The sequence below is a fragment of the Stenotrophomonas chelatiphaga genome, assembly GCF_032054965.1.
Classification (GTDB): domain Bacteria; phylum Pseudomonadota; class Gammaproteobacteria; order Xanthomonadales; family Xanthomonadaceae; genus Stenotrophomonas; species Stenotrophomonas chelatiphaga.
This window is the reverse complement of the sequence record NZ_DAMBRS010000017.1, coordinates 13,309-35,901: the sequence shown is the minus strand read 5'-3', so window position 1 is coordinate 35,901 and position 22,593 is coordinate 13,309. Positions and strand designations below refer to the sequence as shown.

Sequence of the window (22,593 nt, the reverse complement as noted above, 5' to 3'; positions counted from 1 at the left end):
AACTCGCGACCTCAACCTTGGCAAGGTTGCGCTCTACCAACTGAGCTATTCCCGCTTGGGAGGCGGCATTCTACACGACCTGTCGCAGGTGTCAAGAGACGGCGTCGCGCCCTGCCGCGTCATCGGCACAAAAAAAAGAGGCCTTTCGGCCTCTTTTCAGATTCTGGAGCGGGAAACGAGACTCGAACTCGCGACCTCAACCTTGGCAAGGTTGCGCTCTACCAACTGAGCTATTCCCGCTTGGGAGGCGGCATTTTACCTGTCTTCACATCGGTGTCAACAGCTTTCAGCCGCCCTTCTTCAGGCGGGCGCGTTCGCGTGCCGCGCGTTCATCGGCGCGCAGGCTCGGCCAGGCCGCGTGCAGGTACTGCAGGCCCGACCACAGGGTCAGGATCGCGGCGATCGCCAGCGTCCAGTCGCCCATGTGGAACACCGGCGGGCCCATCCAGATGTCCTCCACCGGCGTATTCGGCGCCACCGAGTACAACAGGCACAGCAACGCGACCATCTGCGCGGTGGTCTTCACCTTGCCGATCACCGCCACCCGCACTTTCGCCCGCTGGCCCAGTTCGGCCATCCATTCGCGCAGTGCCGAAACGGCGATTTCGCGGCCAACGATCACCGCCGCCCAGAATGCCATCCAAGGCGTGGGATGCCCCTGCACGATCAGGAACAGCGCCACGGCCACCATCAGCTTGTCGGCCACCGGATCCAGGAACGCGCCGAACGCCGATTCCAGCTGGTAGCGCCGCGCGATCCAGCCATCCAGCCAATCGGTGATCGCCGCCAGGCCGAACAGCGCCGCGGAGGCGAAGTTGGTCCACGTGTAGGGGAGATAGAACACCAGCACCAGTACCGGGATCATCAGGATCCGCAGCAGGGTCAGCCAGGTGGGGAGGGTCAGCGTCATCAGTAATCTCTACTCGCCTGCCGCATTCGGCTCGGGCAGTCCATGAAGGTTAGCGTAGATACGTGCGGCCAGGGCAGCATTGATGCCTTCCACCTTGGCGATTTCTGCCTCACCGGCCGCCTTCAGGCCGACCAGTCCGCCGAAATGCTTGAGCAGGCTGGCGCGCCGGCGCGGCCCGATGCCGGCGATGTCTTCCAGCTTGCTGGTCATGCGGGCCTTCTGGCGGCGCCCGCGGTGGCCGGTGATGGCGAACCGATGCGCCTCGTCGCGCACCTGCTGGATGAACTGCAGCGCCGGCGAGGCCGCGCCGGGACGCAGCTCGCGCCCGTCCGGCAGCACCAGCGCTTCATGCCCGGCGCGGCGTTCGGCGCCCTTGGCCACGCCGACCAGCAGCACGCCTTCCACGCCCAGGTCGGCCAGCGCGGCCTGCGCCTGCGCCAACTGCCCGGCGCCACCGTCGATCAGCAGCACATCCGGCAGCACGCCCTGCTCTTCCACCGCGCGGCGGAAGCGGCGATCGATCGCCTGGCGCATGGCGGCGTAGTCATCGCCGGGTTCGATGCCGCTGATGTTGAAACGGCGGTACTGCGCCTTCACCGGCCCGGCCGCGTCGAACACCACGCACGAGGCCACCGTGGCCTCGCCCATGGTGTGGCTGATGTCGAAACATTCCACCCGTTTGACCGGTTCGGCCAGGCCCAGCATTTCGCGCACCGCTTCGCTGCGCGCATGCTGCGAATCGCGGCTGTTGAGCTCGGTGGCCAGGGTCAGCTGGGCATTGCGGCTGGCCAGTTCCAGATAGCCCGCGCGCTCGCCACGCACGTTCCACTTCAACTGTACGCGGCGCTCCGAAGACGCGGAGAACGCCGCCTCCAGCAGCGCCGCATCCGGGATTTCGCGATCCAGCAGGATCTCGCGCGGCGGCTCGAATTCCACGTAGTACTGCGATACGAACGCGCCCAGCACTTCTTCCGGGCTGTCTTCGCCATTGGTACGCGGGAAGAACGGGCGCGTGCCCATGTTGCGGCCGTCACGGAAGGCCAGCAGCATCACGCAGGCCTGCGCGCCACGGGTGGCTACCGCCAGCACGTCCAGGTCGGCGGCGCGGCCGTCCACGTACTGGCGGGTCTGCATGCTGCGCAGTGATTTGACCAGGTCGCGCAGGCGCGCGGCCTGCTCGAATTCGAGCGACTCGCTGGCCGCCTGCATCTGTTCGCCCAGCTCGCGGGTCAGCTCGTCACTCTTGCCTTCCAGGAACATCGACGCGCGGCGCACTGATTCGGCGTAGTCCTCGGCGGCCACCAGCTCCACGCAGGGCGCACTGCAACGGCCGATCTGGTACTGCAGGCACGGCCGCGAGCGGTTCTTGAACACGCTGTCCTCGCAGCTGCGCAGCTTGAACAGCTTGTGCATCAGGTTCAGCGTTTCACGCACCGCAGTGACCCCGGGGTATGGCCCGAAGTAGCGGCCCGGCACCGCGCGCGGCCCGCGGTGCAGCGCGATGCGCGGCCACTGTTCGCGGGTCAACAGCACGTGCGGATAGGTCTTGTCGTCGCGCAGGGACACGTTGTAACGCGGCGACAGCGATTTGATCAGCTGGTTTTCCAGCAGCAGCGCTTCGCTCTCCGAGCGCGTTACGGTGACGTCCATGCGCACGATCTGCGACAGCATGGACATGATCCGCGCGTTCTTCGGGCTGCCGTTGAAGTAGCTGCCGACGCGGTTGCGCAGCGCCCGCGCCTTGCCAACGTACAGCAGCACGTCATCGGCGGCGTACATCCGGTAGACACCGGGCGCGGTGCTCAGCGCGGCGGCGAACGCCTTGCCATCAAAAGCGGGTACAGCGTTCATTCGGTGATCGGCACGTCGCTCAGCACGCCACTGGCTGGATCGAAACGCAGCACGGCGTGGGCGTCGGTTTCGGCGATCCAGACCGCACCGGATCCCACCGCCAGTCCGGCCGGCCCGTGCAGCCGGCGAGGCAGCGCCTGGGTGACCAGTTCGCCGCCGCCCAGGCGCAGGGTGCGCAGGCGTCCGTTGCCGGCATCGGCGATCCACAGCAGCGGTGCATCCGGGCTCAGCGCGATGGCCTGCGGGAACTGCAGGCTGGCGCGGTCACGTGGACCGTCCTCGCTGCCGTGGTTCCACACGCCCTGCCCGATCAGCGTCTGCACCAGGTCGCCGCGCAGCTGCACGCAACGGATCGAAGAGGCCAGCGCATCGGCCACGTACAGCGCCTGCTGCACCACCGCCAGCCCGGTCGGCTGGGCGAACGCAGCCACGTTGCCACTGCCGTCGCGCTGGTCGATGGCACCACTGCCGGCGCGCCGGGTGAGGCGTCGCTGGCCCAGGTGATAGCTCCAGATACGGTTGTCACCGGCCATCGCCACGTGCAGTTCATTGTCCGCCAGGGCCAGCCCGGTCGGGTGGTTCAGCGCCACGCTGCGCGGGTCGTTGACCTGGCCTTCCAGCGGTTCGCCCGGCCGGCCATTGCCACACAGCGTGTCGACCTGGCCCGTGATGATGTTGATGCGACGCAGGGCGTGGTTGCCGGTGTCGGCCACGTACAGCGATTCGCGTTCCACCACCAGCGCCTGCGGCCGGTTGAAGGCCGCTTCCTGCGCGCCGCCGTCCATGAAATCCGGCGTGCCCTGCCCGAACTGGCGCAGCACGCGCCCGCCGTGCGTGCATTCCAGCACGCGGTGGTGGCCGCTGTCGGCGATGTACAGCCGTTCGGTAGTGACCGCCAGCCCGGTGGGGAAACACAGCGGCAGGCGCGGCTCAGGGTGCAGCTCGCGCAGCGGCTCGAATGCCGACGGCTGCACGCTGCCGCACAGTTCGTTGAGCGCGCGGTCCAGCTCGCCCGGCTGGCCCAGGCCGACCAGGCGGCTGCTTTCGCGGCCATACACATCCATCAGCACGATGGTCGGCCAGGCAGTCACGCCGAAGCGCCGCCAGCCGTCCCAGTCGCTGTCCAGCAGCGCGATCGAATGCAGTCCCTGCCGCCGCAGCAACTTCAGGCTGGCCCCTTCTTCGCGTTCGAAATCAAAACGCGGCACCTGCAGCACCAGCACCTGAAGCCGCCCCGGATGGCGCGACTGCCAGTTCGCCACTTCGGCCAGGCGCTGTGCGCACCACGCCGATGCGGCGTTGACGAACAGCAGGGCCAGCGGTTGCCCGCGCAGCTCGCTCAGGGTGGCGGGCGCGGCGTTCAGCCACGTGGCGAACTCGGGGAGGTCCTGGACGGGTTGGGCATTCATGCCCTGATTATGCCGGACCGCGCGTCATGCAATCGTTGTGCCACGCGTTTTTTTATCCACCCGCTCAGGCCTGGCCGCTGGCCAGCAACTGTTCGGCCCGGTGCAGGTCTTCGGGGGTATCGATGCCCGGCGGGAACGGCGCCGGCGACAGCGCGGCGCTGATCGGGAACCCGGCCTCCAGCACCCGCAGCTGCTCCAGGTTTTCCACCTGTTCCAGGCTGCCCGGCGGCATTCCGGCGAACTGCTGCAGGAACCCGGCGCGGTAGCCATAGATGCCGATGTGGCGCAGCCACTGGACCCCGTCCGGCAATACGTCGCGGCTGCGCGCGAAGCCATCGCGGTGCCAGGCGATCGGCGCCCGGCTGAAATACATGGCCTCACCGCGCGCGTTGCGCACCAGCTTGACCACGTTGGGATCGAACAGCGTGGCCGCATCTTCGACCGGCGTGCACAGCGTGGACATCGGGGCGCGGCCGCTGGCCAGCGCGTCGGCAACCGCACGAATGCCGGCGGCCGGTGCGAACGGCTCGTCACCCTGCAGGTTGACCACCACCGTGTCATCGGCCCAGCCCGCATGGCGGGCACATTCGGCCAGCCGGTCGGTGCCGGACGGGTGGGCCGGATCGGTCATCGCCACCTGCACCTCCTGCAATCCCTCCAGCGCCTGTGCGATGCGCGCATCATCGGTGGCCACCCACACTTCGCGCGCGCCGGCCTGCAGCGCGCGGCGCGCCACGTGCAGCACCAGCGGTTCCCCGCCCAGCAGGCGCAGCGGTTTGCCGGGCAGGCGCGAAGCGGCGTAGCGGGCAGGAATGGCGACGACGAACTCGGTCATGGGGCTCTCCGGTTACAGGCCACGCGCGCAGGCGGTTCAGCGCGCGCGCAGCTTCTCAAGGCGGTCGGTCAATGCCACCCAGAAGGCAGCGGGCAGATCGGCCTGCAGGGGAATGGCGAAGTGCCAGTCGTTGGCGAAGGCGCGGCACTTCACCGCGTCCTTTTCGGTCATCAGGATCGGCAGCTCGCTGCCAAAGCGCAGGTCCTGCGGCTGGTAGGCGTGGTGGTCGGCGAAGGCATGCGGCACCACGCCGATGCGTTCGGCGCGCAGCATGTCGAAGAAGCGCTGCGGGTGGGCGATGCCGGCCACGGCATGCACGCGCTGCCCGGCAAAGTGCGAAAGCGCACGCAGGCGTCCGCCGACCAGCGGCTGCGCACTGTCGATGCGCAGGCGCATCGGCCATTGCCCGAACCCACAGGCCACCGCCGCGTTTTCCGCGCTGGCCGCGCCCTGGTTGACCACGCGGAAATCACATTCGCCCGCGCGCGCCACCGGCTCGCGCAGCGGGCCGGCCGGCAGCAGCCGGCCGTTGCCATAGCGCCGCTGGGCGTCGATGACTTCGATTTCGATATCGCGCGCCAGGCGGTAATGCTGAAGGCCGTCATCGCAGACGATCACATCGCAGCCGGCTTCGACCAGCGCCTTGCCGGCCGCCACGCGGTCGGCATCCACGCGCACCGGCGCACCGGTCTTCCACGCGATCAGGACCGGCTCGTCGCCGCCCAGCGTGGTCGGCGTATCGGCGTCCACCCAGCGGCCGCTGTCGGCCTGCTCGCGGCCGTAGCCGCGGCTGGCCACCCCCGGCTTCCAGCCGGCGGCGCGCAACTGCTGCACCAGCGCGATGGTCAGCGGGGTCTTGCCGGTGCCACCGGCGGTGATGTTGCCGACCACGATCACCGGTACCGGCAGCGCGTGCCGCTTCAGCCAGCCGCGCCGGTACAGGCGCCGGCGCAGGCCGGAAACCGCCGCATACAGCGGACTGAGCAGGCGCATGCCGAACGGCACCGCAGAGCCGTCGTACCAGTAGGCTGGTGTCTGGGTACCCTTGCCGGACATCAGGCCTGCCTTTCGCGGAACTGCATGTTGTACAGGTGCTCGTACAGCCCGCCCATCTGCAGCAGTTCGGCGTGGGTGCCGCGCTCGACGATGCGGCCCTGGTCCATCACCAGCACCTGGTCGGCGTGTTCGATGGTGGACAACCGGTGCGCGATGACCAGCGTGGTGCGTTCGGGCATCAGCCGCTGCAGGGCATCCTGCACCAGCCGTTCGGATTCGTTGTCCAGCGCGGCGGTGGCTTCGTCCAGGATCAGGATAGGCGCATCGCGCAGGATGGCGCGGGCAATCGCCAGGCGCTGGCGCTGGCCGCCGGACAGCAGCGCACCGTTCTCGCCGACCGGGGTGTCCAGCTGCTGTGGCAGGCGCGCGATGAACTCCCAGGCATTGGCCGCCTCGGCCGCCGCGCGGATCTGCTCCTGGCTGGCCTGCATGCCGTAGGCGATGTTCGAGCCGATGGTATCGTCGAACAGCATCACCTTCTGCCCCACCATCGCCACCTGGCGGCGCAGGTCGGCCAGCGGGTAATCGTCCAGTGCCACGCCATCCAGGGTTATGCGTCCGCCGCTGGGCTCGTAGAAGCGCGGCACCAGCCGGATCAGGCTGGTCTTGCCGCTGCCCGAGCGTCCCACCACCGCAGTCACGGTGCCGGGGCGTGCGACGAAGCTGATGTCGTCCAGCGCGGTGCCTGCGTCTTCGCGGTAACGCAGCATCACGTGCTCGAACGCCAGTTCACCGCGTGCGCGTTCGATGCGCTTGCTGCCCTGGTCACGCTCCACCGGCATGTCCAGGATGGAGAACAGCCGCTCGGCGGCGGCCACGCCGCGCGAGATCGAGGTCTGCACGCTGGTCAGCCGGCGCAGCGACGGGATGATCGCCATCATCGAGGTCATCAGGCCCATGAACTGGCCGGCGTTGAGCTTGCCGACCAGCGCTTCGCGGGTGGCGACCCAGACGATCACCGCCAGTGCCAGCGCGGCCAGGAACTGAACCGTGCTGGAGGCGAAGGCGCGGGTGGTCTCGACCTTCATGTTCAGGCCCAGCATGCGGTTGGCCAGCCGCGAATAACGGTCGATCTCATGCCGCTGGGTGCCGTGCACCTTCACTTCCTGCTGCGCGGACAGCGACTGTTCGGCGGTGGCGGCCATGGTGCCCATGCCGTCCTGGATGCCGCGGCTGATGCGCCGGTAGCGCTTGCCCACGTAGGACACGATCAGGCCGATCATCGGCACCACCACCAGCATCGCCATGGTGACCTTGACGCTCATCTGCAGCATCACCACCAGCATCGCGATGATGGTCAGGGTGTCGGCCACCAGCGTCTTCAGCGCATCGGCGCTGGCCTGGGTGACCTGTTCGGTGTCGAAGTTCAGGCGACTGACCATCACCGGCGTGGCTTCGGTGTCGAAGTGCGAAGACGGCAGGTGCAGGTACTTTTCCAGCACCTGTTCGCGCAGGTCGCGGACCACGCTGCGGCCGGTGCGCGCCAGCGTGTAGTCGCTGACCAGGGTGGCCAGGCTGCGCATCAGGAACAGGCCCAGGATGGTCAGCGGCAGGATCACCGCCATGCGCGGTTCCGGGTTGACGAAACCGCGGTTGACCAGCGGTTCCATCAACCGGGTGAAGGCGTAGCCGGCCAGGGCTTCGACGGCCATCGCCACGACGGCGGCCACCATGAACACCCAGTAGGCGCGGGTGTAGCCAAGCAGGCGTTTATAGATCGGCCAGACGGGCGCGTGTTTGGAACTCATTGACGCACCTCGGGAGCGGTCGCGATGGAAATCCGGCGGAAGCCGAGCTGGCCCAGTGCATCCTGGGCGGTGACCACGGCCTGGTAGGGAGTGCGCGCATCGGCACGCAGCAGCACCGACTGGGTGCGGTCTTCACCGGCCACCGCGGCGATGGTCTGCTTGACCGACTCCACGTCGGTGCGCAGCACTTCCTGGTCGTTGACGAAGTAACGGCCGTCGGCGTTGACCAGGATGCTCAGCGCGCGCGGTGGTTCGCTGTTGGCCTGCTGGCTGGCGTGCGGCAGCTGCACCTGCAGGGTGGAGCGCGCATCGAAGGTGGTGGTGACCACGAAGAAGATGATCAGCACCAGGATCACGTCGATCAGCGGCACCAGGTCGATATGCGGCTCATCGCCGGCGCGGTCGTTGCGGATACGCATCCGTCAGGCCTTGGCCGGGGCGGCGCTGCCGGGGTTGGCGGCAGCCGGGGCAGCCGGACGCGGCGGCGTGGCCATCACGCCCGGACGGCCATCCAGCGCATCCAGCAGCGCGCTGGCCTCCTGCTCCATTTCGATCACGTAACCGTTGATGCGGCCCTTGAAGTAACGATGGAACATCAGCGCGGGGATCGCCACGATCATGCCGGTGGCGGTGCAGACCAGCGCCTTGCCGATACCGCCGGCCAGCTGGTTCACATCGCCCACGCCGTGGTCCAGGATGCCCAGGAACATCTGGATCATGCCGACCACGGTGCCCAGCAGGCCGAGCAGCGGACCGGCCGAAGCAATGGTGCCCAGTGCGTTGAGGAAGCGTTCCATGCGATGGACGATGAAGCGCCCGGTGTCTTCGATGCGCTCACGGATCTGGTCGCGCGGACGATTGCGCGCGTCCAGCGCCGCCGCCAGCAATGCGCCCAGCGGGGAATTGGCGCGCAGGGTCACCAGGTGGGCTGGATCCAGCTTGCCGCGCGCGGCCCAGTTGCGCACATCCTGGCCCAGGCCCGGTGGCAGCACCTCGTTGCGGCGCAGGGACCAGAAACGCTCCAGGACGATCGCCAAAGCCAGTACACCCAGCAGCAGCAGCGGCACCATCGGCCAACCGCCGGCCTTGACCAGTTCCCACACGTTTCCAACCCTCCGGCCCAGCGGCCGCCTGTTTGTCCACCGATAGGATAGCAGCCGCCCGCTCCCGGCCCGCAGCATTCCACCAGCGACCTGCATGCACCCGCTGCTCGCGCACCTGCAGCCCCTGCGCGCCCAGCCAGACATGCAGTGCGCCGGAAGAGGCGGTGCCCAGCACTTCGGCACCGGACGCGGCCCAGCGCTGCACCACGTCGGCGCGCGGATGGCCGAAGCGGTTGCGGTGCCCGGCCGATACCAGCGCCAGCCGCGCGCCCACCGCCTGCACCCACGGCGCGCTGGACGAACCGGCGCTGCCATGGTGCGCAACCAGCACCGCGTCGGCCTTCAGCGCGCGCCGGCTGGAGCGCAGCAGTGCGGCTTCTTCGGCGATGCCGATGTCACCGGTGAGCAGGATCGCCCCACGCGCGGTGGCGATGCGCAACACGCAGCTGGAGGCGTTGCCGCGCTGCGCACTGTCCCGCCCCGGATGCAGTATCTCGAACTCCACCCCATCCCAGCGCCACTGCTGGCCGCGATGGCAGGGCTGCGCGCCGTCGACTCCAGACCCTGCCGGCGCCCACACCGGCACCTGCGGGAAGGCACGGCGCAGCCCCGGCAGGCCGCCCGCATGGTCGGCGTCGCCATGGCTGAGCAGCACGCGGTCGGGTACGCCGGCCCCCAGTGCACGCAGCGCGGGCAGCACCACGCGCTCGCCGGAATCGGTGCCGGCACCGGGCGGCCCAAGGTCATACAGCAGCAGCCGGGACGCGGTGCGCACAACCACGGCGGTTCCCTGCCCCACGTCCAGCACCAGCAGCTCGACCTCGCCCGGCGTCGGCAGCTGCCGATCCGGCCACAGCAGCGGCAGGCACAGCAACGGGGCCGCCAGCAGCCCGCCGCGGCCGCGCGGCAGCAGCCACCAGAACACCCCCAGCAGGGCCAGCGGCAGGGTCCAGCGCGGCGCCTCCGGCAACCACCACACCGCCCCGCTCCACGCCGCCAGCGGCTGCAGCCACCGCCAACTGACGTCGAAGGCCACGCCGGCAAGTCGCCAGCACCACGCTCCCAACCCTTGATGCAGGGCCTCCAGCGCGGTGCCGGACAACGCCAACGGCACCACCACCAGGCTCCACCACGGCACCGCCAGCAGGTTCACCAGCGGGCCGATCCGCGAGGCCTGGCCGAACAGGCTGATGCCGAGCGGCAACAGCGCCAGGCTGGCGATGCCCTGCGCGGCGAAGAACGGCTTGAGCAGCCCGCCGAGCCCGGCTTCGGCACGCTGTCCGCCGGGCAGGCACCACATCAGCCACAGCACCCCGCCAAAGCTGAGCCAGAAGCCGGCGGCGAGCACCGACAGCGGGGCGACCAGCAGGGTCGCGAAGGCCGCCAGCGCAAGCGACTGCGCCCACGGCATGCGCCGACGGCTGGCGCGCGCCAGCGCCACCACCACGATCATCAGCGCGGTACGCACGGTCGGCAGCGCCAGTCCGGCGACCAGTGCATAGCCCACCGCGCCGGCAGCCGCCGCCACTGCCGCCGCGGTTGGTCGTGGCAGGCACCGCGGCAGTACCGCGACGCAGCGCCACAGCAAGCCGGCCAGCAGCGCGAAACCGCCTGCCACCAAGCCCACATGGAAGCCGGAAATCGCGATGAGGTGGGTCAGGCCCAGCGCGCGCAGCTGCTCCCAGTCCGCGTCGCTGAGCTCGCGCGTGTCGCCCAGCGCCAGCGCGCGCAGGAACCGCGAGGTGTCGCCGGGTACCGCCTGCTGGATCCGCTGCGACATGCGTTCGCGCCATGCCGCCACTCCGCTGGGACCTTCCAGCAGGACCGCAGCGGCAGCATCGCGGACCTGGCCGCTGGCGGCGATGCCGAGCATCAGCGCGTGGCGCTCGCCGTCGAATCCTCCCGGATTGATCCGGCTGCGCGGCGCGCGCAGCCGCAGCGGAAGCTGCCAGCGTGAACCGGCCGCAACGGTGTGCCGCTGGCCCCGGGTCATCGCTCCCGGGACGGCGTGGGTGGGCGCGCCACGTGTGAAGGGCGCGCTCCAGTAGACCTGCACGCGCTGGCCGCGGAGCGCGCCGGGCAGTGCCGGGTCGTCATCGATGCGCAGCAGGAAGCGGCTGTAGGACGGGCGATGCTCGGGCAGATCGATCACCCTGCCGCGCAGCACCTGGTCGACCGGTGGATCCTGCGGCGGAAGCTGCGCCTGCAACGCCCACTGTCCGTGCAGCCCGGCCCAGCTGAAGCCCACCAGCAGCATGCCCAGCCAGCGCCCCCGCCAGCGGGCCAGCCACAGGACGATGCCCAGCAACAGGCCCGACCAGGCCGCCACAGGCGGCGGCAACAGCGGCAACTGGCAGCATGCCGTGGTCCCGACCACCAGCGCGGCGGCACTGGCCTTGCCCCACAGGCCCGGCGACACGACGAGATGATCGAAGGCCTGTCCCCCCATGCCGTCCAGCGTGGGCGAATGCCGCAATGGCAGCCATCAGCGTTCCACGCGCTGCAGGCTCGGGCTTCAGCCGGGACGACGCACCGAACGGTTGAACGCGATCCGGAAACTGGCACCACCGCCCGGCGCTTCGCCCACGCTCACCGCGCCTTCGTGGTGCTGGATGATCTCCTTCACCAGGTGCAGGCCCAGCCCGCTGCCGCTGCCGGCTGCACGCAGTCGATGGAAGGGTTCGAAGATCGCCTCGCGGTCGTTTTCAGGCACGCCGGCGCCCTGGTCGGCGACCTCCAGCGTACCGGTCGCTTCCAGTCTGACGCTGATGGTGCCGCGACCGCCGCCATGCACGATGGCGTTGTGCACCAGGTTGGCCATGACGCGGCCCAGGGCAATGCCATCGCCGACGATCCACACCGGCTCATCCGGCGCATCCACCTCGAAGGAATATCCGGCCCCGATCACCAGCGGCGCCAGTTCCGCCGCCGCCGTGCGCGCCAATGCGGCCAGGTCCAGCGGCTGCAGCTTCTCCACGCTGCGGTCCAGGCGCTGCAGGTCGAGCAGGTGTTCGGCGACGTTGCCCAGCCGTGCGATGTCGTTCAACAACTGCGCCTTCAAGGCGCCCTGCGGCAACTGTGACAGGCGCGCCTGCACCACCGCGATCGGGACGCGCAGCTCGTGCGCGGCGTCGGCCAGGAACTTGTCGCGCGCCGCATAGCCCTGCTGCACCTTGCCGATGGCATCGTTGAAGGCACTGACCAGCGGGGCGATCTCGCTGCTGACCAGCTGCGTGTCCAGTCGCGCGCCGGCCTTGCCGATGTCCAGCAGTCGCGCCTCGCGCGCCAGTTGCCTCACCCCGCGCATCGCGCGGTGGATCACCAGCGGCATGACCAGCAGGGTCACCACGATCAACGGCAGGAAGAACCACGGGCCGATCAGCCGCAGCACCATCAACGCGCCTTCCCACAGCCCGTGCTTGGGCTGGCCGCCGACCATCGCCGTCACCCGCCTGCCGTCCTGGTTGCTGATCACGATGCGCGCCGCATCCAGGTACGGCGGGGTCAGTGATCCCAGTTCGCTGTAGCCGACGCGCTCCAACCGCGACAGCAGTTCCCGATGGACCTCCGGCACGGCCCCTTCGGACAAGGTGTTGCCACGTTCGTCCACCGCGACGAACCACAGGTTGCCGCCGGCCTTCGCATTCAGCGCATCCCAGCGCTTGCGATCCAGCCGGATGGTGGTGCCGTCGCCATGCAGCGCCGCCACCACGTCGTCGGCGGTGAACATGTCCATGTGCACCGATTCCTGGTCGCCCCATGTCAGGATCAGCGCCATCACCGCGATCAACACGGTGAACACCTGGGCCAGGCAGACGCGCCAGGCCAGTCCCAGTGAAATGGATCGGATGTCGGTGTTCATTTTCATGCCTCGGCCAACAGGTAACCGACCCCGCGGATGACGTGGATTTCCACGCCCGCGCCGGCCTGCTGCAGCGCTTTGCGCAGCTTTGAAATATGCGCATCCAGGGCATTGGACTGGATGTCGTCGTCGAAGCCGTACACCGCTTCTTCCAGCCCGCTGCGGGTCACCGTGCGTCCCTGGCGCAGGGCCAGCGCCTGCAGTACCAGCAGCTGGCGGCGCGGCAGCGCCAGCGGCTGCCCCTCCACCTGCGCCTGCAGCGATTCGAAATCAAAACGCAATCGCCCCAGCTGCAGTACCGGGGTGACCATTTCGGTCGGGCGGCGCGACACGGCGCGGATGCGCGCCATCAGTTCTTCGATGGCGACCGGCTTGACCAGGTAATCGTCCGCGCCGACATCCAGCCCTTCCACTTTGTCGCCCAGGCTGCCCTTGGCCGTGAGCATGATGACCGGCAGGTTGGGGCGCAGCGCACGGGCGGTGGCCACGAAGGCCAGGCCATCGCCGTCGGGCAGCTGGCGGTCCAGCAGCAACAGCTGGTGCACCGGATCACGCAGCGCGGCGGCGGCCGCGGCCAGCGTATCCACCACGTCAGCGACCACGCCCTGGCGTTCCAGCCCGGACTGCAGGGCACGGGACAGGTCAGGATCGTCTTCGACCAGCAGGATGCGCATGGGAAACCGGTGGGCAGCAGAAACCAGCGCTGATGATAAGCCGCGCGAAGGCCGCGCAATGTTCTGACAATGTTGATGTCGCATCGTGCACGTACCGCTTCTGTATCGAGCCGAACGACGCCATGGACGCTTTCCTCCCCCCGGCCAGCCCCGCGCCCGCCCTGCTCCCTCCCGCCAACGACCCGCGCGTGGTGCTGACCGCCCCGGACCTGGACAGCGCTGAACGCGCGTTCCTCGGCCTGCTGCCGGATCGTGACCATGTGGATGCCCTGGCACGCCATGCGATCAGCCATGCACGCCATGCTTCCGGCAGCGGCTATGCGTTGTCGCTGACGCTGGTCGGCCTGCGCCTGCAGGAATTCAAGATGGGCGAAGACTGTGCGACCAGCTGCCGCCAGGACTCACTGCGCAGCCTGCGGCAGGCATTCGCCGCAGGCTGAGGAAGGCGCGCTGCTGTCAGCGCTCCTGCTCATCGAAGTACTTGAAGGTGTAGCCGATCAGGCTCCAGCTGCCACCGCCCTTCGAGCCGGCCCGCCATTTGTAGGTCCAGGATTCCAGACCGCTGGTGCGCTGGCTGCTGAAGCTGATCACCTCGCCCGGCTTTCCGCTTGCCGGAAGGGGAATGGGCAGGCTGTCTCCCGGCGCGCGTTGCATGCTGTCCGGCCCGAAGACCACCGTCCTGCTTATTTCCAGCTGCTCCGCCGGCACCCGCGGAGGGAACCCGGGAGAATGCCGTTGGATCCAGGCTCGCGCGGCAGTGCCGTCCGCAGATCGTGTGTCCACCACGACCGTTCTGGTGCTGGTGATCAGTTCGTCGTCTGCCCTCGCGCCCTGGGTCATCGCCAGAAGCGCACCGGCAAGCAGGATCGGCATCATCGTCTTGTTCAAACAAGCCATTGGTTTCTCCCTCGCCGGCAGTCCCGGCCACCTGATCCCAGGACAGCGGAGGTGACCACGCAAGGTATAGGCCGTCATCCTGCGTGCAGCGCCAAGGGCAGACGCCACCGCTGGGTCAGGTGCGGCTTCACCAGTGCGGATCAGGACTTTACGCGGACCAGGAATCCTGGATTCCAGGCACAAAAAAACCAGCGCGATGGCTGGTCTTTTTCGTTCCCACTTCGTTGGAAGTGGTGGGCGGTACAGGGTTCGAACCTGTGACCCCTACCATGTCAAGGTAGTGCTCTACCGCTGAGCTAACCGCCCGTTTTTCGTTTCCTGCCGCGTTGCGATTGCGTCGGGGCAGGCCGCGTATATTACGGAGGAGACCGGGGTTGTGCAACACTTTTGTGAAGAAATCTTCGAAAGCGCGGATGGCGCGAGGTTTCGGCGATTTTCGCCGAGCAGGGCTCGGCGCTACCGGTACGGTGGTCAGCCCAGGCTGGCCTCTTTCAGGCGCTTGATCAGGTCGCGCACGCGGCCGGCCTCTTCGAACTCCAGGTCCTTGGCGTGCTGGTACATCCGCTGTTCCAGCGACTTGAGCCGGGTGGCGACCTGGGATGGCGACAGCGTCGCGTAATCGGCGCCCTCCTCGGCGATCTCCACCGCCCCGATCTTTCCTTTGCCCTTGCCCTTGCGCGAGGCCCGGTCGTACGCCTCCGAACGCGCGCCTTCCAGCACGTCCACGATCGGGCGCGCGACCGACTTGGGCACGATGCCGTGCTCTTCGTTGTATTCCACCTGCTTGGCACGGCGACGGTCGGTCTCATCGATGGCCGCCTGCATCGAGCGGGTGATCTTGTCCGCATACAGGATCGCCTTGCCGCGCACGTTGCGCGCCGCACGACCAATGGTCTGGATCAGTGAACCGGTCGAACGCAGGAAACCTTCCTTGTCCGCGTCCAGGATCGCCACCAGCGAAACCTCCGGCATGTCCAGGCCTTCGCGCAGCAGGTTGATGCCCACCAGCACGTCGAACTTGCCCAGGCGCAGGTCGCGGATGATCTCCACGCGCTCGACCGTGTCGATGTCCGAATGCAGGTAGCGCACGCGGATGCCGTGCTCGCTCAGGTACTCGGTCAGGTTCTCGGCCATGCGCTTGGTCAAGGTGGTGACCAGCACGCGGTCGCCCATCTTGATGCGCTCGTTGGCCTCGCTCATCAGGTCGTCGACCTGGGTACCGACCGGGCGGATCTCCACCACCGGATCGATCAGCCCGGTCGGGCGCACCACCAGTTCGGCCATGTCTTCGCCGGCTTCGCGGTACTCATACGGACCCGGCGTCGCCGACACGTAGATGGCGCGCGGGCAGCGCTGTTCCCATTCCTCGAAACGCAGCGGCCGGTTGTCCAGCGCCGACGGCAGCCGGAAGCCGAATTCCACCAGGGTTTCCTTGCGCGAACGGTCGCCCTTGTACATCGCGCCGATCTGCGGAATGGTCACGTGCGATTCGTCGATCACCAGCAGCGCGTCCGGCGGCAGGTAATCGAACAGGGTCGGCGGCGGCGAACCGGCCGGCTTGCCGGTCAGGTGGCGCGAATAGTTTTCGATGCCGTTGCAGAAGCCCACCTCGGCCATCATCTCGATGTCGAACTGGGTGCGCTGGGCCAGGCGCTGCGCCTCGACCAGCTTGTTTTCCGCATACAGCTGATCCAGCCGCTCCTTCAGCTCCACCTTGATGGTTTCCACCGCCGCCAGCACGCGCTCGCGGGTGGTGGCGTAGTGGGTCTTCGGGTAGACGGTGAAGCGCATCATGTTGCGCAGCGTTTCGCCGGTGAGCGGATCGAACAGGGTGATCTTCTCCACTTCGCCGTCGAACAGTTCGATCCGCAGCGCTTCGCTGTCCGATTCGGCGGGGAACACGTCGATCACTTCACCACGCACGCGGAACGTGCCGCGATGCAGCTCGTACTCGTTGCGTGTGTACTGCAGCTGGGTGAGGTGGTTGATCAGGTCGCGCTGGTCGATGCGCTCACCCTTGGACAGGATCAGCCGCAGCGACAGGTAGTCTTCCGGCGCGCCCAGGCCGTAGATGGCCGATACCGTGGCCACCACCAGCGCATCCGGCCGTGACAGCAGGGTCTTGGTCGCCGCCAGGCGCATCTGCTCGATGTGTTCGTTGATCGAACTGTCCTTCTCGATGAAGGTGTCCGAGGACGGCACGTAGGCTTCCGGCTGGTAGTAGTCGTAGTAGCTGACGAAATACTCCACCGCGTTGTGCGGGAAGAACGCCTTGAACTCACCGTACAACTGCGCGGCCAGCGTCTTGTTCGGCGCCATGATCAGCGTCGGCTTCTGGATGCGGTCGATGACGTTGGCAATGGTGTAGGTCTTGCCCGAGCCGGTCACGCCGAGCAGGGTCTGCTTGGCCACGCCGGCTTCGAAGTTGCTGCTCAGCTTCTCGATCGCGTTGGGCTGGTCGCCTGCCGGCGAATACGGCGATACGAGTTGGAAACGGTCGCTCATGGTGCTGCCAGGTCCCGGGGGAACCAATTATAGCGGGGCGGCCAGTGACGGCAGGTTGAGGGAATCGGCTACCTGCGATTGACCGGAACGGCGAGGGTCCACGGCACAGCAAAGGGGGAGCATGGCGCCAAGGAGGACCGTCGCATGCCGTATCCACCCCTGCCGCCTGCTGCCCGCCCGTCCGGCTACGGGCTGGTCGAACTCGCCATTGCCCTGGCCGTGGTCGCGATCCTTGCGGCGATGGCGCTGCCGTCCTTCCAGCGCACCCTGGCGGAGCTGCGCGCGGACAGCCTGCGCCTGCAACTGCATGCCCTGCTGTCGACCGCCCGCAGCACGGCCATCACCCGCCGCCAGCGCATTGAAGCCTGTCCCAGCAGCGACGGCATCACCTGCGGCCGTGACTGGGCACGCGGCTGGCTGCTGTATCCCGCCCCGCGCACGCCACTGCGTCCGGGCAAGGCACCCAAGAAGGTGCTGCTGATCGAGCAGCGCGCGCCATCAACGGTCAAGGCGCCCGCCACCTTGTGGCGCACACGCATGCAGTTCCGGCCTGACGGACGCAACGCCGGCGTTCCGCAGACCATCTGCATCTACATCGGAAAGCGGCAACACAGCGAACTGCGCATCAGCATGCCGGGCCGGGTCCGCAGCCGGGTCCTGCGCAGGGCCCAGGCCTGCGCGGACTAGCGGAGCGGCCTGGCGACGCAAACCAGCTGAAACGCAAAAGGCCGCGACTGCTCGCGGCCTCTGCAGAATAATGGCGCCCGAAGTTGGACTCGAACCAACGACCCCCTGATTAACAGTCAAGTGCTCTAACCGGCTGAGCTATTCGGGCGGGGAGGCGCATTCTACGGTGAGATTACGCGTCGTGCAAGCCCGCCGCGATCAATCACCAGCACTCCGGCAGGCTCGCCGCTGACGGCGTTTTCACGTTGGCCTGGTTGACCGACATCGTGCCGCACTTGTCCTGCGCCTGCTTTCCCTGCGGCGCAGCGGTCAGCGTGAAAGTGCCCTGCCCGCCCTGGAAGGTGACCGTGTAGCGCGCGGTACCGCCTTCACGCGGCGACTGGATGGTCGTCGCCCCGTTGCTGAAGCGGAAGTTGGCGTAGGTGTTGTTGGTGGTATGCGAGCGCTCGGCCAACTGCGCGTACTCGACCAGGTCGGCCTTGGCCTGCGCCCGCCGCGACTTGCGCACCTGCTCCACGTAGGACGGATAGGCGATGGCGGCCAGGATCGCGACCACGGCCACCACCACCATCAGTTCGATCAGGGTGAAGCCGCGCGCACGCGCCCGCAGGCCACGGCGATGGGCTGCAAGGAAGGAAACCGAAGAGGGCATCGAGGAATTCTCCATTACTGGATCTGGCGCCAGGACTGGCGACCGCAGGGATACGGAACATACATCGGCGGAGCGCCCGCTACGTTGACCACCATCCAGCAGCCCGAGCCCCCCGGCGGGGTCGGCGCGGGCGCCCCGCCACCGGGGTTGGCCGGCGGCTGCAGGCGCGGCACGACCGAGACGCCGACATCCTTGACCGGCGCGTTGCCGCCGGTCGCCAGCGCCATGCTGGCCGTGCCGGCCACGGCCGTGGCGCCATTGATCGACCCCATGCGCACGCCGGACAGTGCGCCGCCACCGGTACGCGGATTGATCCCGAACAGGTTGTTGTTGCCACCGGTGCTGCAGCCGCTGGTGAGCGACTCCGGCGCGTAGGTGGGAATGAACAAGATGCCCGAGGCAAGTTCAGGGTAGCCCACCGCGCGCTCCCCGGCCGGCAGGTCGATGTACCAGCCCTTGGAACCGGTCGGGCTGGTGCCCCTGGAGACCGATCGCCCGCCCGCGCTGGCGGTGACCGTGTACGGCGTCAGGGCGGTGCGCAACAGCGCGGCCGTGCTGACCCCGTCGGTCGTATCGTTGAACCCGTAGAGGCTCTGGATCTGCGTGGACGAGATCGGCAGGGTGTCGTCGTCGAACGAGAAGCTGCCGGTTCCGAACATCACCAGCACGCCGCCACTTTCGCCGGACGACGCCTGCAGGCCACCGGTGATCGGCTGCCGGTAGGTCAGGCCATTCTGCACGAAGGTGCCGGTGGTGAACGAGGGAACGGTCACGGAGGTGGCCGTGGACAGCAGGTCGAACTTCCACACCGCGCCCTTCAGGTCGGCGGCGTACACCGTATCGGCGTAGCCGTCGCGCACCTTGACCGGACGCCGCGTCGTCGCATCGATGTTGGAGCTGTCCACGCGGTCGAGCACGATGATGTTGCCCAGTCCGTTGCTGCCAGAGATGGTCGAACCGGCCTCGGTCGCTTCGATCATGCGGATGGTCGGCGAGGCGTTGGCGGCGATGTCCACCACGAACAGCACGGCCTTGCCGCTGGCGCTGGAATAGCCGTTGCCGAAGATCGCCTTCCAGCCCACGGTGCCGTCCAGGCTGCGCACCGGCACGATGACCGGCTTGCCGAGCACGTGACCGATGTTGGCCTTGACCGTATCGGTGCCGGTGAGGTCGTTGATCTCCCACAGGCGACTGGTCGCACTGAACGTGCCCGGACTGCTGACATCCAGAGCGAAGACGCCGCGACCACCTGCACCGGTGGTGCCGACCAGGGTCGTGTTCCAGTTGCCGCCGTAGTAGGTGTCACCCACGGCGACCGGACCATCGACGAAATAACGGTGGGCGAACTGCTGCGCGTTCAGCTTCGCCGGATCGTAGGGAAGCAGCAGGTTGCCCATGTGGGCATAGGACGTTGCCGGGATGTAGCCGAAGGTCTCACGGCCGCCGTTGCCATTGACGGCGCCGGTGCCATCCATACCGCCGTCGAAGGCATGCAGCATGCCATCGTTGCTACCGGCGTAGACCATGTAGCGCCGGGTAGTGCGCTTGGTGTTGAGGTAGGCGGTGTAGCTGGTGTTGAACGCACCGCCCAGCGCGCGATAGCCGAAATCATCGGTCGGTGCGCTGATCACCGGCGGCGAGTTGACGATGTCACCCAGCGGCGTGGTGCGGTCACGCAGCTTGCCGTTGCGGCGCACCTCGTTGGCGCTGTCGCCCAGCAGATAGTTGGCGGCGATGGCCGGGGTGACCCCCATGCCGGTCAAACCAGCCGTCGTGCAGCGCGTCTGACCCGGGTACAGTGCCGTCGACAGGCTGCACAGCCCGGCCACGCTGACCGTGGTCGGACCAAACTTGCGTACGCTGGAGCCGTCGTTGAAGAACACATTGCGCGCGGCCGCAGCCGGCATCTGCGCGCTCGCCTCCCACAGCGTGTTGAACTGCGCCTCGCGCGTGGTCGGGTTGACCGTGACCCGCGCGGCGGTGATGCGGCTGAACCAGTCGGTGCCGTTGTTCTGTACGTCGTACATCGGCGAGACCGTCAACGAGCCGGTACCGATGCGCGCGCCGCTGACCGCCAGCGTGCCGGACGGCGACGGACCCGCGCCCACCGCCTGCAGCACCCGGCGCATCGCCTCGGTCACGTCCGAGGGCGTCTTGGCATTGATGAACTCACCGCGCGAGTTGATCGCGGCGTGCCACAGCTCATCGATCACGCGGCCATCATCACCCTTGATCGGATCGCCGTTGGCATTCCAGTTCGGCGGATTGGTGTACGGGTCCTCGGTGGCGGGCTGGTTGACCTCGTAGATCAGGCCCTGCGCGCCCAGCGTCACGCCGTAGAAATTCATGTGGAGATCGGGCTGGCAGTCCAGGCGCTTGTACGCGGCGGAGGACGTATTGAGCGTGGCGCACTCCTCCGGCACCGGCACCAGGCCAGCGGGGAAACTGCCGCCGGAACGCAGCGGCGTGTTCGAGCCCGCGTAGTACGAGGCTGCGATGTCGGCGATCGTGTTGCTGTAGTTGTCCGGGAACGGCGCGCCGGACAGATACGTGCCGCCGACCGAATCCGCGTTGCCGTAGCCACCGGCGGTGTTGTCGATGTTGGTGTAGCCGTCGGTGAACAACATGCCTCCGTTCCTCTGGCAGGCGCGGATCACCGGGGCACCGTCATCGGTGCGCCGGAACTGTTGACCCAGGAAGGCCGCGGCCTGCCGGTTGGGCGTACCGCCGGCGGGCTTCAGGCCGTAGATCTGGTTGAACAGGTTGACGCGCGCGGTGGCCACATCGTGCATGGTCACGTTGACGCGGTTGTTGATGGTGAAATAGCCGACCCGCATGTTCTCCACGCCGGCCATCGCGTGCGAGGACGAGCCGACCATCGACAGGATGCGGTTGCGGTGGTACTGGAACCAGTTGGCGAAATTGGTCTGCGCGGCGTTCAGCGCCGCCGTGTTGGCGCCGTAGTTCGCCGGCAGGATCTGGTAACGGCGCATGTTGCAGCCGGGCCCGCAGGCATTGGCGATGATCGGGCGATTGGCATCGGCCGTCAGGTAGCCTGCCGGCGCCGGCGCATTCACAGGCAGGTAGAACGTGGCAGGCACATAGCCGATCTGCACGGTGCAGTTGGCGCTCACGGTGACCGCGCTGCCCAGCGTGACCCAGTTGTTGCTGCTGGTCGGAAGCCCGTTGTTGTTGGTGCTGTTGCAGCTGCGTCCATTGGAGCGGTACCGCGTTCCCGACGGAATCGTCATCCCCGTCATGAACTGGAACAGCTCGCCATTGACCTCGCGATTGGCCAGGTCGTAGATCGTGTTGTAGCCGGTGCTGAAATCCGTGCCATAGACGGTCGGATTGCGGGGATCCACGCGCGCGCTGCCGAACGATGCGTTGGGCCAGAGAATGACGTCGTCGGCGGTCTTCTGCGGCAGGCTCCACGGATCGTAGACCACGTCCGGGTTGTAATAGCTCGCATTGTAGGTAGGCGAGCGGGCGAAGCCGAAGGCATCGATGGGCGGGATGGCCCGACCCGGGGTGTATGAGGTGTTGAACGAGGCGTGCGGGAACAGGTAGAGATAGCAGTCGACCGAATTGTTCGCGCAGCCCTCGCCTACGTCGTAGAACACCCCGGCCGAGCGGAAGAAGCTGCTGCCGTTCCACTGCATGCGTCCATCGCCGCCCTGGAAGATGCGCTCGAAGGTCATCGAGTTGGAGTCATCGACCGCCATGATGAAAGCCGGCTGGATCGAGGTGGTGTTGTTCAGCGGTGCCTGGGCCAGCGCCCCCTGCCCTTGCGCGGCGAACAGGCTGTAGGCGAAATACCCGCCCACGCCAAGCAGGACAGCGGCGGACGCAGCAACGATCCGGGAAGTGCGACGGGACATGCCTGCGGCCTCAGAGCTTGAAAACGGTGTCGACCGACGCCGTGGACGAAGAATCCGTCGCGGTATCGGTGGCGAAGGTGGTGATCTGGTACACCGGGGTCACCGGGTCGAGCGGGTCGCCCATGGCCAACGACCCGCCACCGATGATGCAGGCATCGATACGGCGCACATTGACGGCCTGCGCGGTGTTCAAGGGACGCCCACGCCCCCAGCCGACAGGATCGAAGGCGACATCGCAGTTCTGCTGGATGTCGGTGTCCACCAGCGGTGCATTGTTGGGCGCGGCGGTCCGGTTGGCGATCGCTTCCAGCGCGTTCTCGCTGCGTCGGGTGACACCTTCGGCATTCTGGAAGGCGACGTTGGTGGCGCGGTAGTTGGCCGCCATTTTTTCCTGCATGCCGGCAACCTGCATGCCGGCGATGCCGATCAGCGCCAGCAGGATGAGCATGATCAGCGCCACGTAAAGCACCGCACCGCGCTGGTGGCGGGGCATGGGACGCAGGCGTACAGAAGCGTTCATGGC

At 67.7% G+C, this 22,593-nt stretch carries 17 protein-coding genes, 3 tRNA genes and 1 pseudogene; 2 read left to right on the top strand and 19 right to left on the bottom strand.

Annotated elements, in window-relative coordinates; translation table 11 throughout:
- Positions 1 to 164 precede the first annotated feature (164 nt).
- From RTX79_RS16605 to RTX79_RS16550, 12 genes and pseudogenes are all read right to left on the bottom strand, one after another.
- A tRNA-Gly gene (locus tag RTX79_RS16605) sits at positions 165 to 240 on the bottom strand.
- Positions 241 to 286: 46 nt separating this feature from the next.
- Positions 287 to 910 carry a CDP-diacylglycerol--glycerol-3-phosphate 3-phosphatidyltransferase gene (pgsA, locus tag RTX79_RS16600; protein ID WP_057508278.1) on the bottom strand — a complete coding sequence of 208 codons (624 nt, stop codon included), beginning with the start codon at positions 908 to 910 and terminating at the stop codon, positions 287 to 289.
- Positions 911 to 919: 9 nt separating this feature from the next.
- Positions 920 to 2,761 carry an excinuclease ABC subunit UvrC gene (gene uvrC / locus RTX79_RS16595; protein ID WP_057508277.1) on the bottom strand — a complete coding sequence of 614 codons (1,842 nt, stop codon included), beginning with the start codon at positions 2,759 to 2,761 and terminating at the stop codon, positions 920 to 922.
- Positions 2,758 to 4,170 (bottom strand): hypothetical protein, encoded by a 1,413-nt coding sequence (locus RTX79_RS16590; protein WP_312684853.1) that lies wholly within the window; start codon positions 4,168 to 4,170, stop codon positions 2,758 to 2,760. The genes uvrC and RTX79_RS16590 overlap by 4 nt, the downstream gene beginning before the upstream one ends.
- Positions 4,171 to 4,234: 64 nt before the next feature.
- On the bottom strand, positions 4,235 to 5,005 hold the full coding sequence (gene kdsB, locus RTX79_RS16585; protein WP_312684851.1) for a 3-deoxy-manno-octulosonate cytidylyltransferase: 771 nt from the start codon (positions 5,003 to 5,005) through the stop codon (positions 4,235 to 4,237).
- A 36-nt stretch (positions 5,006 to 5,041) separates the two neighbouring features.
- Positions 5,042 to 6,061, bottom strand: a complete 1,020-nt coding sequence (gene lpxK / locus RTX79_RS16580; RefSeq protein WP_309686803.1) for a tetraacyldisaccharide 4'-kinase — start codon at positions 6,059 to 6,061, stop codon at positions 5,042 to 5,044.
- Positions 6,061 to 7,809 carry a lipid A export permease/ATP-binding protein MsbA gene (gene msbA / locus RTX79_RS16575; RefSeq protein WP_057508273.1) on the bottom strand — a complete coding sequence of 583 codons (1,749 nt, stop codon included), beginning with the start codon at positions 7,807 to 7,809 and terminating at the stop codon, positions 6,061 to 6,063. Before msbA ends, lpxK begins: the two co-directional genes overlap by 1 nt.
- The gene (locus RTX79_RS16570) at positions 7,806 to 8,228 is read right to left on the bottom strand and encodes an ExbD/TolR family protein (protein ID WP_042614192.1); all 423 of its coding nucleotides are present in this window, start codon (positions 8,226 to 8,228) and stop codon (positions 7,806 to 7,808) included. The genes msbA and RTX79_RS16570 overlap by 4 nt, the downstream gene beginning before the upstream one ends.
- Positions 8,229 to 8,231: 3 nt before the next feature.
- Entirely contained in the window at positions 8,232 to 8,912 is a 681-nt protein-coding gene (locus tag RTX79_RS16565; protein WP_312684845.1) for a MotA/TolQ/ExbB proton channel family protein, read from the bottom strand.
- A 7-nt stretch (positions 8,913 to 8,919) separates the two neighbouring features.
- A pseudogene (locus RTX79_RS16560) lies at positions 8,920 to 11,361 on the bottom strand (DNA internalization-related competence protein ComEC/Rec2); the annotation flags it as partial.
- Between the two features lie 66 nt (positions 11,362 to 11,427).
- Positions 11,428 to 12,774, bottom strand: a complete 1,347-nt coding sequence (locus tag RTX79_RS16555; RefSeq protein WP_312684844.1) for a sensor histidine kinase — start codon at positions 12,772 to 12,774, stop codon at positions 11,428 to 11,430.
- 2 nt (positions 12,775 to 12,776) lie between these two features.
- On the bottom strand, positions 12,777 to 13,448 hold the full coding sequence (locus tag RTX79_RS16550; RefSeq protein WP_312684843.1) for a response regulator transcription factor: 672 nt from the start codon (positions 13,446 to 13,448) through the stop codon (positions 12,777 to 12,779).
- A gap of 122 nt (positions 13,449 to 13,570) precedes the next feature.
- Here RTX79_RS16550 and RTX79_RS16545 point away from each other — a divergent pair, with 122 nt between their 5' ends.
- Positions 13,571 to 13,888, top strand: a complete 318-nt coding sequence (locus tag RTX79_RS16545) for a hypothetical protein (RefSeq protein WP_259169863.1) — start codon at positions 13,571 to 13,573, stop codon at positions 13,886 to 13,888.
- Positions 13,889 to 13,904: 16 nt separating this feature from the next.
- On the opposite strand, the gene RTX79_RS16540 is transcribed toward RTX79_RS16545, so the two are convergent.
- From RTX79_RS16540 to uvrB, 3 genes are all read right to left on the bottom strand, one after another.
- The gene (locus RTX79_RS16540; protein WP_312684841.1) at positions 13,905 to 14,336 is read right to left on the bottom strand and encodes a hypothetical protein; all 432 of its coding nucleotides are present in this window, start codon (positions 14,334 to 14,336) and stop codon (positions 13,905 to 13,907) included.
- A 240-nt stretch (positions 14,337 to 14,576) separates the two neighbouring features.
- Positions 14,577 to 14,651, bottom strand: a tRNA-Val gene (locus tag RTX79_RS16535).
- A 165-nt stretch (positions 14,652 to 14,816) separates the two neighbouring features.
- Entirely contained in the window at positions 14,817 to 16,850 is a 2,034-nt protein-coding gene (gene uvrB, locus RTX79_RS16530) for an excinuclease ABC subunit UvrB (RefSeq protein ID WP_057508702.1), read from the bottom strand.
- 144 nt (positions 16,851 to 16,994) lie between these two features.
- On the opposite strand from uvrB, the gene RTX79_RS16525 reads away from it, so the two are divergent.
- The gene (locus tag RTX79_RS16525; protein WP_312684839.1) at positions 16,995 to 17,537 is read left to right on the top strand and encodes a GspH/FimT family protein; all 543 of its coding nucleotides are present in this window, start codon (positions 16,995 to 16,997) and stop codon (positions 17,535 to 17,537) included.
- Positions 17,538 to 17,608: 71 nt separating this feature from the next.
- Here the strand turns inward: RTX79_RS16525 and RTX79_RS16520 are convergent.
- The 4 genes from RTX79_RS16520 to RTX79_RS16505 form a co-directional block, all read right to left on the bottom strand.
- A tRNA-Asn gene (locus RTX79_RS16520) sits at positions 17,609 to 17,685 on the bottom strand.
- A 54-nt stretch (positions 17,686 to 17,739) separates the two neighbouring features.
- Positions 17,740 to 18,189, bottom strand: a complete 450-nt coding sequence (locus RTX79_RS16515; RefSeq protein ID WP_312684837.1) for a type IV pilin protein — start codon at positions 18,187 to 18,189, stop codon at positions 17,740 to 17,742.
- Between the two features lie 14 nt (positions 18,190 to 18,203).
- Positions 18,204 to 22,070, bottom strand: a complete 3,867-nt coding sequence (locus RTX79_RS16510; protein ID WP_312684835.1) for a pilus assembly protein — start codon at positions 22,068 to 22,070, stop codon at positions 18,204 to 18,206.
- Positions 22,071 to 22,080: 10 nt separating this feature from the next.
- A complete protein-coding gene (locus tag RTX79_RS16505; protein ID WP_192083877.1) occupies positions 22,081 to 22,590 on the bottom strand; it encodes a pilus assembly PilX family protein in 510 nt (169 codons plus the stop codon).
- Positions 22,591 to 22,593 lie beyond the last annotated feature (3 nt).

Excerpts from the sequence above, each read along its gene's own strand:
- RTX79_RS16510 (WP_312684835.1), bottom strand. The coding sequence starts at position 22,070 with ATGTCCCGTCGCACTTCCCGGATCGTTGCTGCGTCCGCCGCTGTCCTG.
- lpxK (WP_309686803.1), bottom strand. The coding sequence starts at position 6,061 with ATGTCCGGCAAGGGTACCCAGACACCAGCCTACTGGTACGACGGCTCT.
- uvrB (WP_057508702.1), bottom strand. The coding sequence starts at position 16,850 with ATGAGCGACCGTTTCCAACTCGTATCGCCGTATTCGCCGGCAGGCGAC.
- RTX79_RS16550 (WP_312684843.1), bottom strand. The coding sequence starts at position 13,448 with ATGCGCATCCTGCTGGTCGAAGACGATCCTGACCTGTCCCGTGCCCTG.
- kdsB (WP_312684851.1), bottom strand. The coding sequence starts at position 5,005 with ATGACCGAGTTCGTCGTCGCCATTCCTGCCCGCTACGCCGCTTCGCGC.
- RTX79_RS16515 (WP_312684837.1), bottom strand. The coding sequence starts at position 18,189 with ATGCCCTCTTCGGTTTCCTTCCTTGCAGCCCATCGCCGTGGCCTGCGG.
- pgsA (WP_057508278.1), bottom strand. The coding sequence starts at position 910 with ATGACGCTGACCCTCCCCACCTGGCTGACCCTGCTGCGGATCCTGATG.
- RTX79_RS16590 (WP_312684853.1), bottom strand. The coding sequence starts at position 4,170 with ATGAATGCCCAACCCGTCCAGGACCTCCCCGAGTTCGCCACGTGGCTG.
- RTX79_RS16545 (WP_259169863.1), top strand. The coding sequence starts at position 13,571 with ATGGACGCTTTCCTCCCCCCGGCCAGCCCCGCGCCCGCCCTGCTCCCT.
- RTX79_RS16570 (WP_042614192.1), bottom strand. The coding sequence starts at position 8,228 with ATGCGTATCCGCAACGACCGCGCCGGCGATGAGCCGCATATCGACCTG.
- RTX79_RS16555 (WP_312684844.1), bottom strand. The coding sequence starts at position 12,774 with ATGAACACCGACATCCGATCCATTTCACTGGGACTGGCCTGGCGCGTC.
- uvrC (WP_057508277.1), bottom strand. The coding sequence starts at position 2,761 with ATGAACGCTGTACCCGCTTTTGATGGCAAGGCGTTCGCCGCCGCGCTG.
- RTX79_RS16505 (WP_192083877.1), bottom strand. The coding sequence starts at position 22,590 with ATGAACGCTTCTGTACGCCTGCGTCCCATGCCCCGCCACCAGCGCGGT.
- RTX79_RS16525 (WP_312684839.1), top strand. The coding sequence starts at position 16,995 with ATGCCGTATCCACCCCTGCCGCCTGCTGCCCGCCCGTCCGGCTACGGG.
- msbA (WP_057508273.1), bottom strand. The coding sequence starts at position 7,809 with ATGAGTTCCAAACACGCGCCCGTCTGGCCGATCTATAAACGCCTGCTT.